Raw genomic sequence first — 9952 nt, forward strand, 5'->3', positions numbered from 1 at the left:
CCCACGGGGGCTCTTAGCCACGGCGCCAGGCGTGGAAGCGTTGCAGCAGCGCCAGGGTGCGTTGGGGGGCATGGGCCCGCTTCCAGGCCCCGGCGGCGGATTTGCTGGCTTCTGAAAAGGTGGGGTAGGCGTGGATGGTGGAGAGGATCCGGCCGAGCCCGAGCCGCCAGCGCATCGCCAGCACGAACTCCGCCAGCAGCTCGCCGGCCTGCTCCGCCACGATCGACACCCCCAGGATCCTGTCGCTGCCGGGCGGGGTGAGCACCTTGACGAAGCCGGTTTCGGCGCTTTCCACGATCGCCCGATCCAGCTCCTGCAGCGGAAAGCGGGTGATCTCCACCGCCACCCCCTGACGGGCGGCTTCGGCTTCGTTGAGCCCCACCCCGGCCACCTCCGGATCGGTGAAGGTGGTGCGCGGAATCACCCGCCCATCGACTTGAAAGCGGCGGAACGGAGCGAACAGGGCATTGACACTGGCGTACCAGGCCTGGTGGGCGGCGGTGTGGGTGAACTGCCAGGGGCCGGCCACATCGCCGGCGGCGTAGATGTTCGGCAAGAGGGTCTGCAGGGCGGCGTTGGTGTCGATCGTGCGGCCGGTGGGAATGCCCAGCTCCTCCAGGCCGTAGCCGCTCAGCCGTGCCTGCCGGCCGATGGCGCAAAGCACCTGATCGCAGAGCAGCTCGCTGTGCTCGGGGGCTTCGGCAGCGCCGGTGCTGATCAGCACCACCTTCTGTCCACCGTCAGTCTGTCCGCCGTCAGCGTCCGGCGGGCAGCCGGGGGCGAGCGGTGCTGCCGTTGACGGCCGCCGCTCGAAGCCCCGCACCGTGCAGCCGGTGAGCACCCGCACCCCGTCGGCTTCCAGGGCCTGGTGCACCAGCGCGGCGGCGTCGGGGTCTTCGCGGCTGAGCAGCTGCGGGCCCCGCTGCAGCAGGGTGACCCGGGCGCCCAGGCGGGCCAGAGCCTGGGACAGTTCACAACCAACTGGACCGCCCCCCATCACCACGAGGCGCGGCGACGCCAGTGGAGAGTCCCGCAGGGCCTGCCAGAGCGTTTCGCTGGTGAGCAGACCCACCCCATCGGCGCCCGGCAGATCCGGCAGCACCGGGCTGGCGCCGGTGGCCAGCACGATCGCGGGCGCCGTGAGCCGCTGCTCCTCGCCGCCGTCGCCCCTGCGGATCGCCACGGTCCAGGGGTCGATCAGGCGGCCATGGCCGCGCAGCACCTCCACCCCCAGCCCTTCGTAGCGTTCGGCGCTGTCATGGGGGGCCACCGCCGCCACCTTGGCGAACACCCGCTCCAGCACCTGCGGCAGCGACACGCTGGGGTTGTGGGGCGTGAGGCCGTAGCGATCGGCCTGGCGCATGCGCGCCGCCGCCCGGGCCGTGGCGATCAGGGCCTTGCTGGGCACACAGCCGGTGTTGAGGCAGTCGCCGCCCATGCGGTCGGCTTCGATCAGGGTCACCTTCGCCTTCACGGCGGCGGCGATGTACGCGGTGACCAACCCCGCCGCGCCGGCGCCGATCACGATCAGGTTGCGATCGAAGCGGGCCGGCCGGGTCCAGGGGCGGTAGAGCGTCCAGCGCTTCCAGGCCTGCAGCGCCAGCCGCGCGATCCAGGGGAAGGCAGCCAGCAGCGCCAGCGACAGCAGCAGCGGCGGCGTGAGGATCCCCTCGAGGCTGCGCAGCTGCGCCAGCTGGGTGCCGGCATTCACGTAGACGAGGGTGCCGGGCAACATGCCGATCTGGCTGGCGAGATAGAAGGAGCGGATGGGGAGCGGGGTGAGTCCCATCACCACGTTCACCAGAAAGAAGGGAACCACGGGCACCAGCCGCAGGCTGAGCAGATAGAGCACCCCGTCGCGGCGCAGGCCCGCCTCGATCGGCGCCAGCCGCGCGCCGAAGCGCTGTTGCACCGGCTGGCGCAGGAGGGTGCGGGCCAGCAGGAAGGCGATGGTGGCGCCGGCGCTGGAGGCGAACGACACCAGCAGGGTGCCGAGCCCCAGCCCGAACACCGCGCCTCCGGCCAGCGTCAGCACGGCGGCGCCGGGCAGGGAGAGCCCGGTGACCAGCACGTAGGTGAGGGCGTAGGCGACGGCGGCGCTGAGCGGGGCCCGCTGGTGCCAGGCCAGCAGCTCGCTGCGGGCGTCGCGCAGGGCCTCGACGCTGAGCGCCTGGGGCAGATCCAGGAGGAAGAACAGCGCCACCAGCACCGCCAGCGCCAGCAGCAGCAGCCAGCGCGACACGCCGCTTGCAGCGGCGTTGGGCGTCAAGCCGCCAGCGCCCCGCCGCAGCTGGAGCCGCTGCCGGCGGTGCAGCCGAAGCAGTGGTCGGCCACCTGGATCGGATCGCCGCTGGGGTCGCGCCGCAGCAGATCGCGCAGGTGGGGGCGGTTGTCAGGCCCCGCCGCGGCGGCCGGATCGCCCGCCATCACCAGGCCCAGCTGCTGGTTGAAATCACAGTCGTAGAGGTAGCCCTGCCAGTCGACGCTGATCAATTGCCGGCACATCACCTGCTCCAGGTTGGCGTCGCTGTGGCTGCGGCGCAGCAGCTCCAGGTAGTCATCCAGTAGTCCCTGGGCGCCCAGCACCGCCGCGAAGCGCTTCACCGGCATGTTCGCCAGGGCATAGAGCCGGTTGAACACCACGCCGTGATCGGCCGCCAGCACGCGCCGGAAGTCGGCCTCCAGCGGCCCCTGCTCCGGCGGCAGCACCGGCCCCTGGGGGTTGAACACCAGGTTCAGCTCCAGGCCCGTGCCCGGTTGGCCGTAGCCGAGCGCGTTGAGCTGACGCAGGCCGTCGATGCTGCGTTGGAACACACCGGAGCCCCGCTGGCGCTCCACGTTGTCCTGCAGGTAGCAAGGCAGCGAGGCCACCACCGTGACCCCCTGCGCGGCCAGAAAGTCGGCCAGATCCTCCTGGCCCGGCTCCTGCAGGATCGTGAGGTTGCAGCGGTCGATCACCTCCACGCCCAGGGCGCGGACCCGACGCACCAGGTCCCGGAACTGGGGATGCAGCTCCGGCGCCCCACCGGTGAGATCGAGGCAACGCAGAGCGCGGGCCGTCAGCACCGGCGGGATCAGCGCCAGGGTGTCTGCCGTCATGCTTTCGGTGCGGGTGGGGCCTGCGTTCACGTGGCAGTGCACGCAGGCCTGGTTGCAGCGGTAGGTGAGGTTCACCTGGAGGGTGTCGAGCCCCTGGCGCTGCAGCGCGGGGAAGGGGGTGGGGGCCATGGCGGGCCGGCAGGGGCTGGGGGGCTGGGCGGACATCTCTCGGGTGGGGTCAGATGGTGTCGCCGAGGACCTGGCGGCCTGCGGGTCTGGCGCCGTAGCCGCCGAGCGGCTCAACGCTGACCGACACGCTGCTGGCCTGGCTGGTGGGGGAGGTGGGAATCGGCATCGCCACATGGCCCTTGGCGTCGGGCACGAAGGGCACACAGCCCACCAGGCGGCCGTTCACCTTTGCCCAGAGCCGATAGGTGTGCTCGGGCGGCGGTGGTGGCAGCCCCTCCACCAGCAGCATGTTGTGGCTGGGGTTGCCGGTGACGATCACCGCGCCGCTGGTGGCTGACGCGCCCGCCATGGCCCGCAGCGGCATCTGCCGGCTGACCGCGCTGAGCGGCGCGCCACTGGTGGCCAGTTGCTGCTGCAGCTGGGCCAGTTGGGTCTGGGTGCGGTGCAGCTGCACGCCCACCGCCAGCAGACCGAGGCCCAGGGCGGCGGCGAGCAGGCCGGGCAGGCGCGGCGTTGCCGGGCGCGCCAGCAGCCGCTGCCGCAGGGCCGACGGCGGCGCGCTGGTGACGGGCAGGGCCAGGGGCAGCAGCTCCAAGGTGGTGCTGAATTGATCGAGCCGCTGGCGCAGGGCGGGCTGCTGGCGCAGCAGCTCGGCCAGCTGGCTGCGCTCCGTTTCGTCGAGGTCGCCGAGCGCGTGGCCGGCCAGCAGGACATCCACGTCGAACGGTTGGTCGGCGCCGTAGCGCTGGTTGAGGGGGTGGTCGCTGCTCATGGCTGGGGGTGGAAATCGTTTAGCAGCGTCCGCAGGCGAATCAGTCCCTGCCGGGCGCGGGTTTTCACGGTGCCGAGCGGCAACTGCAGCCGCTCGGCGATGGCCGACTGGCTCAGTCCTTCGTAGTAGGCCATCTCCAGCACCTGCCGCTGGTTAGCGGGAATCTCCGCCAGGGCGGAGCGCACCCGCAGGGCCAGGTCGTCGGCCTCGGCGCATTCCTGCGGGTTGCGCACGGCGGCCGGAAACAGTTGGGACGACCAGCGTTGCACCAGTTGCCAGCGGTTCTGGCGCTGCTGCAGACGGTTGAACGCCATCGAGCGGGTCATCAGCAGCAGGTAGGCCAGCACCGGACCCCGCTTCGGGTCGTAGCGGCCCTGCTGCCAATAGCGCACGAAGACGTCGTGGCAGAGGTCTTCGGCTTCCTGCGGGGAGCGGCAGAGGCGCAGCGCCAGCCGGTAGACCGGCGCGCCGCAGCTGTCGTAAAGGGCAGCCAGATCCTGGTGCTGCTCACTGCCGGTCGGCAGGGGCGGCGTGGTGGCGGCCTCCGGTTCGGAGCGGCTCACGGGCACGGCGAGGGCGGATCGGAACGGCATGGTGGGAATACCGCCGACGTTCCAGATTGGATGGGACGGGCCCAGTGGCTCCAACTGGCGCCGGTCATCAACAGCAGCAGGCCAGCGCCGCCGGCCCAGCCGATCGGTTCCCCCAGCAGCAGCGCAGCGCTCACGGCCGCCACTGGAATCGACAGCGATCCCCACAGCGACACGGTGGCCACATCGCAGTGCCGGTAGGCCCGCCGCAGGCTCAGTTCACTGCCGAGCGAGAGGCACAGGGCATAGATCAGGATCACCCCCACCACCCACCACAGCTGCAGCAGCTGGAAGTGCTGCGGGCCGAACAGCACCAGGGCCAGTAGACCGAACACCAGCGCCATGGCGATCGAGGGCACCCCCACGGTCACCGCCAGGGGCCAGCCGCGGCTGGCGATGCGGCGGCCGCTCACCGCCGCACCGCTGTAGGCCGCCACCCCCAGCAGCGCCCAGCCCACCCCCGCCAGTTGATCCATGCGGGTGTCCAGCGGGGCCATTCCCAGCTGGGCGATCACCAGGCCGGCGGCGATCAGGGTGAGGCTGACCCAGAAGCCACGCGGCAGGCGTTCCCGCAGCAGCGCCCAGGCCAGCAGCGCCGAGGCGGGCAGCACCAGGGCGAACAGGAGCGTTTGGCTGATCACCGAGAGCGACTGCAGCGCCATGTAATAAGCGATCGGGGCGATGAACAGCCCCAGCGCCGCGTCAAGGCCGAGCAGGCGCCGGTCGGCCGGCCGCAGCTGCGCCAACGCCCGGCCCAGCGTGGCCCGTCCCGGCAGCAGCGCCGCCAGCCCCACCACCAGTTCCGCCATTAAGAACACGTTGCAGAAGCTGATCGGGTTTTCGCCATCCACCAGGTTGTTGGCGCCGTGGATCTGCAGGGTCTTCAGCACGGTGGCGTCGACCCCCCTCAGCAGCACGTAGAGCGCTAGGGGCAACACCCAGCGGCGTTCGCCTGGGGGGGCCAGCAAACCGCCGCTGCCTACCACCGGTATCCCTTCCGTCTCCGTTGGCATTGATCCTTCCGACATGGCGTTCCTTCCTTCCACCGTCAGCCGCGCCGCCGCGGTGCTTGCCCTCAGCGGCACCAGCATGCTGGCGGCCCAGGCCATGGAGCTCAAGCAGCACCAAGGCACCTTCATCAGGGCCGAAAAAGCGGTGAGCGGCGGCTTTGTGATCAAGCAGCAGGGCGGCAAGCGCCTGCTGATGCTCAGCTCCAATTTCAAGACCAGCGACACGGCGCCCGATCTCAAGGTGGCCTTCAGCGCTTCGGCCACCCCCCTGGCCGGCAGCAAGCCCCCCGCCTACCCGCTCAAGCCCGGCAGCTACACCGTGCTGGCGCCACTCAAGGCCAGCAAGGGCGGCCAGACCTACGTGATCCCCGCCTCGATCGATCTGAGCAAGCAGAAGTCGGTGCTGATCTGGTGCCGCCAGTTCAACGCCACCATGGCCTGGGCACCGATCCAGCCCGCGAAATAGGCGCCCCTAGGCGCCATGATCGACGCCATGGATGCTGCTCCAAGCCAGCTCAGCCACCTCAACGCCAGCGGTGAGGTGCACATGGTGGAGGTGGGCGACCGACCCGCCAGCGATCGCCGCGCCGTGGCCGAGGGCTTCATCACCATGGCCCCGGCGGTGCTGGCGCTGGTGCTCGAAGGCCGCGCCGCCAAGGGGGATGTGCTGGCGGTGGCGCGGGTGGCGGCGATCCAGGGCGCCAAGCGCACCTGGGAGCTGATCCCCCTCTGCCACCCGATCGCGCTCACGGGCCTGGAGGTGCGCATCGAGCCCAGCGCCGATGGCTGCGGCCTGCGCCTGGAAGCCGCCGCCCGCACCACCGGCCCCACCGGCGTGGAGATGGAGGCGCTCACCGCCGTGCAGGTGGGCCTGCTCACCCTCTACGACATGGTCAAATCCGCCGATCCGGCCATGACCATCGGCCCGGTGCGGCTGCTGAGCAAGACGGGGGGACGCCACGGCAGCTGGTCCCATCCCGGCGCCGTGCCCTCCTGAGCCGTCACCCCCGATGAGCAACAGTGCGGCCCCGCTTGAGCCCTACCCCCGCGAAGGCCTGCCGCTCGACGAGGCCCGCCGCCAGGTGCTGGCCGCGCTCACGCCCCTGGCCGGCAGCGAAACTCTGCCGCTGCTGCAGGCCCTGGGCCGGGTGAGTGCGGCGCCGGTGCTGGCGGCGGCGGCGGTGCCGGGCTTCCGCGCCTCGATCATGGATGGCTACGCCCTGGCGGTGGCGAGTGTCCCGCAGGTAGGACACTCCTGGCGCCTGGTGGGCCGCTCGGCGCCGGGCGCCCCCTACACCGCACCGCTGCTGGAGGGGGAAGCGATCCGCATCCTCACCGGCGCGCCGCTGCCGGAGGGGGCCACGCGGGTGCTGCCCCAGGAGCTGGTGGCGGCCGCTGGCGAGCGCCTGAGCCTGGTGCGAGCGGCGGGCCCCAACCCCTGGATTCGCGCCGCCACTGAAGAGGCCGCACCCGGCCAGGACCTGCTGGCCGCCGGGATGCGGCTGGGCCCCGCCGATCTGGGCCGGCTGGCCAGCTGCGGCGTGGCGGCCCTGGAGCTGCGGCGCCGGCCCCGGTTGGGGTTGCTGATCAGCGGCGATGAACTGGTGCCGGCCGGCAGTCCGCGCGGTCCGGGTCAGATCTGGGAAAGCAACGGCACCCTGCTGGCGGCGCTGCTGGCGCGGCTGGGGGTGGAGGTGGCCGAGCAGCGGGTGGTGGCCGATGCGCCGGAGCTGCTGCGCGCCGCCCTGCTGGAGCTGGCCGCCGGCTGCGATGTGGTGGTGAGCACCGGCGGCGTGTCGGCGGGCGACAGCGACTGGATCCGGCCGTTGCTGGCGGAGCTGGGGCAGGTGAGCTTCTGGAAGCTGTTCCTCAAACCCGGCCGCCCGTTTGCCTTCGGGCAGCTGCAGCGGCCCGATGCGGACGGCACCGTGCCGCTGTTCGGACTGCCCGGCAATCCGGTGGCCGCGGCGATCACTGCGCTGCAGCTGCTGGTGCCGGCGTTGCAGCTGCTGGAGGGCGCGCCGGTGCAGCCGTTGCCGCGCCTGAAGGTGCGGCTGGCGGCGGCGCTCCAGCGGGGGGCCGGCCGCCCCGAGCTGGCCCGCGCCCGGCTTCAGGTGGGCCCGGAGGGGGAGCTGCTGGCGCTGGTGGAGGGCAGCCAGGCCTCCTCCCGCATCGGTTCGCTCCAGGGCGCCGACCTGCTGCTGGAGATCCCGGCCGAGCTGGGCGCGCTGGCGGCCGGCACCGAGCTGTGGGCCCAGCTGCTGCGGCTGCCGATCTTCTGAGCGCCGGGCTCAGTAGGCCGTGTTGCCCGCCACCCAGCTGCCCACGCCGCCGCTCCACTCCCGTTTCCAGAACGGGGCCTCGTGTTTGAGCGCTTCGAGCAGCTCCTGGCCGCCGCGCTGGGCTGGGCCGCGGCGGTCGGCGCTCACCGCCACCAGCACGATCGTGTCCCCCGGCAGCACCCGCCCCACACGGTGATCCACCCGCACCGCCCGCAGGCCATGGCGCTGGGCGCAGTCGGCGGCGAGGCGGGCGATCTGCGCTTCGGTCATGCCGGGGTAGTGCTCCAGCTCCAGGGCCTCCAGCGGCGCCCCTGCCGCCGTGATGCCCCGCACCCGGCCGATGAAATGGGCTTCGGCGGCAGCGGGCTCGGTGCCGCCGGCCGCCAGGCTGCGTTGCCAGTCGGCCAGCACGACGAGCGGATCAAAGCGTTCGGCGTGGAGCTGCACCTGCAGGGCGCCGTTGCCAGCAAGCGGATCAGCCACCGGCTTCAGCCCCCACTGATCGGTGGCAGGAAGGCCACCTCCGCGCCGGGCGCGAGCGGCTGGTGAGCGCTGGCGAACACCTGGTTCACCGCCACCCGCACCTGGGCCGGCAGCGTCTCCCCCAGCCCCAGCTGCCGCCACAGGTGCGCCGGGGTGGGCGCCGGGGCGCCGGCGGGCAGCTCCAGGCGGCGCTCCGCCCAGCCGGCCTGCTCCTTGAGGGCGGCGAACAGCCGCACGGTGATCACAGTGGTGTTCACGCTGGCGGTCATGGCCGCGTGGCCACCAGCACCCGGTGGCGATGGTCGGAGGCGACGCGGCTCAACCCCACGAAGCCGGCCTCAGACAGTGCCGCCGGCAGATCGAGGCGGAAGTAGGCCTCCAGGTAGGGCTCGGTGCTCTTGAGCAGGGTCGCCAGTGGCGCTGGCATGGCGCGGATGGCCTCAGCATCGGGGTCTTGATCCACCAGCGCCAGCACCCCGCCGGGCCGCAGCAGGCGCAGGGCCTCCGCCAGCACAGCGCGGGTGGCGGCGGCCGGCAGCTCGTGGCAGAGGAACTGGGCGCTGATCAGATCGAAGCTCGACGCCGCCAGCCCCGTGGCCTCGGCCGCGGCATGGTGCCAGGCGTGGACGCGACCGCCGGCATCACGCACCCGCGCCACCGCCAGCATCTGCGGGGAGAGATCGAGCCCGGACACCTGCACCGCGCCATAGCCGCGCCGCTCCAGCCAGCCGGTGAGCGCCAGCGTGCCCACCCCCACCGAACAGCCGATGTCGAGCACGTCGCGCACCGGGGCGTTGAGGCTCGGCGCGATCGCGGCGTAGATGGCCTCGCGCATGCGCGCCTGGGCGGCCTCGGGCGTGAGCTGCTTCTCCTCTTTCCACACCCGCAGGGCCACCGAATCGGTGGCCTGCTCGGTTTCGCAGGCGGCCTGCCAGCAGAGGTTGCCCTCCTGATAAGCGTGGAAGCGGGCGCGGTAGTAGGCGGGGATCTGCGTGGCCGGATTGGTGCAGGCCTCCAGCAGCGGTTCCGCCTGAAGGCGCAACTCCTCCCGCCGCTGCCGCCAGGGGATGCCCCGGGTTTCAGCGGTCCGGATCATCATGCGCCGCGCCTGCAGAAACAGCAGTTGCCGCAGCGGCTCCACCGCCAGCACAGCCGCAATCAGCCGCCCCAGCACCGTGCGGTCGTCGACCCAGTTGGGAGGGGGACTCGGGGAGAGGCGCATGGCGGCAGGTACAGGAACCTTGCGCAGATCAGCGGGCAAGCATCCGCAGTCAGGTTGCCACCACGATGGCAGCGGAGCGAGGCCGCTGCACTCCCAGGCCCCCGCTCCCACACCCCAACCAGCCAAAAGTGACCTCCACCTAGGGAGACTCTGGAAAAGTCAGCCTATTCACGGGACAATGGCCTTGTGATCGCAGGTAAGGACTGGGTTCATGGGTGGAAAGCAGCTTGGATTCGGAGACTACGAGCAGTCCACAGCCAAAAAGCGCACCAAACGTGAGCGTTTTCTCTCTGAGATGGAGGCGGTTGTGCCCTGGAAGGCGCTCATCGATCTGATCGAGCCCTACTACCCGAAAACCAGCTCCA

11 protein-coding genes are annotated in these 9952 nt (G+C 71.7%); 3 read left to right on the forward strand and 8 right to left on the reverse strand.

Going from position 1 to position 9952, the window contains the following annotated elements:
* Window positions 1-13: 13 nt before the first annotated feature.
* Genes KBY97_RS14045 through KBY97_RS14065 form a run of 5 tightly spaced genes read right to left on the reverse strand, consistent with a single transcriptional unit; the run spans window position 14 to window position 5603 of the window.
* The gene (locus KBY97_RS14045) at window positions 14-2269 is read right to left on the reverse strand and encodes an FAD-dependent oxidoreductase (protein ID WP_255147874.1); all 2256 of its coding nucleotides are present in this window, start codon (window positions 2267-2269) and stop codon (window positions 14-16) included.
* A complete protein-coding gene (gene arsS, locus KBY97_RS14050) occupies window positions 2266-3264 on the reverse strand; it encodes an arsenosugar biosynthesis radical SAM (seleno)protein ArsS (protein ID WP_255147876.1) in 999 nt (332 codons plus the stop codon). The genes KBY97_RS14045 and arsS overlap by 4 nt, the downstream gene beginning before the upstream one ends.
* 13 nt (window positions 3265-3277) lie before the next feature.
* Window positions 3278-4000, reverse strand: coding sequence for an anti-sigma factor domain-containing protein (locus KBY97_RS14055; RefSeq protein ID WP_255147878.1), 723 nt, complete (start codon window positions 3998-4000; stop codon window positions 3278-3280).
* Window positions 3997-4563 (reverse strand): sigma-70 family RNA polymerase sigma factor, encoded by a 567-nt coding sequence (locus tag KBY97_RS14060; RefSeq protein ID WP_255147880.1) that lies wholly within the window; start codon window positions 4561-4563, stop codon window positions 3997-3999. Before KBY97_RS14060 ends, KBY97_RS14055 begins: the two co-directional genes overlap by 4 nt.
* Window positions 4560-5603, reverse strand: a complete 1044-nt coding sequence (locus tag KBY97_RS14065; protein ID WP_255147881.1) for a DMT family transporter — start codon at window positions 5601-5603, stop codon at window positions 4560-4562. The genes KBY97_RS14060 and KBY97_RS14065 overlap by 4 nt, the downstream gene beginning before the upstream one ends.
* A 13-nt stretch (window positions 5604-5616) precedes the next feature.
* On the opposite strand from KBY97_RS14065, the gene KBY97_RS14070 reads away from it, so the two are divergent.
* Genes KBY97_RS14070 through KBY97_RS14080 form a run of 3 tightly spaced genes read left to right on the forward strand, consistent with a single transcriptional unit; the run spans window position 5617 to window position 7882 of the window.
* The gene (locus tag KBY97_RS14070; protein ID WP_255147882.1) at window positions 5617-6066 is read left to right on the forward strand and encodes a DM13 domain-containing protein; all 450 of its coding nucleotides are present in this window, start codon (window positions 5617-5619) and stop codon (window positions 6064-6066) included.
* Window positions 6067-6093: 27 nt separating this feature from the next.
* Window positions 6094-6597, forward strand: a complete 504-nt coding sequence (gene moaC, locus KBY97_RS14075) for a cyclic pyranopterin monophosphate synthase MoaC (RefSeq protein ID WP_255147883.1) — start codon at window positions 6094-6096, stop codon at window positions 6595-6597.
* A gap of 13 nt (window positions 6598-6610) precedes the next feature.
* Complete coding sequence (locus KBY97_RS14080; protein WP_255147884.1) at window positions 6611-7882, forward strand: molybdopterin molybdotransferase MoeA; 1272 nt, start codon at window positions 6611-6613, stop codon at window positions 7880-7882.
* Between the two features lie 9 nt (window positions 7883-7891).
* Here KBY97_RS14080 and KBY97_RS14085 read toward each other — a convergent pair whose 3' ends face one another.
* Genes KBY97_RS14085 through KBY97_RS14095 form a run of 3 tightly spaced genes read right to left on the reverse strand, consistent with a single transcriptional unit; the run spans window position 7892 to window position 9587 of the window.
* Entirely contained in the window at window positions 7892-8365 is a 474-nt protein-coding gene (locus KBY97_RS14085; RefSeq protein WP_255147885.1) for a molybdenum cofactor biosynthesis protein MoaE, read from the reverse strand.
* Window positions 8366-8370: 5 nt separating this feature from the next.
* Window positions 8371-8634 carry a MoaD/ThiS family protein gene (locus KBY97_RS14090; protein ID WP_255147887.1) on the reverse strand — a complete coding sequence of 88 codons (264 nt, stop codon included), beginning with the start codon at window positions 8632-8634 and terminating at the stop codon, window positions 8371-8373.
* A complete protein-coding gene (locus tag KBY97_RS14095; protein ID WP_255147888.1) occupies window positions 8631-9587 on the reverse strand; it encodes a class I SAM-dependent methyltransferase in 957 nt (318 codons plus the stop codon). Before KBY97_RS14095 ends, KBY97_RS14090 begins: the two co-directional genes overlap by 4 nt.
* Window positions 9588-9952: the final 365 nt, after the last annotated feature.

This window comes from Synechococcus sp. ATX 2A4 (assembly GCF_024346375.1).
Classification (GTDB): Bacteria; Cyanobacteriota; Cyanobacteriia; order PCC-6307; family Cyanobiaceae; genus MW101C3.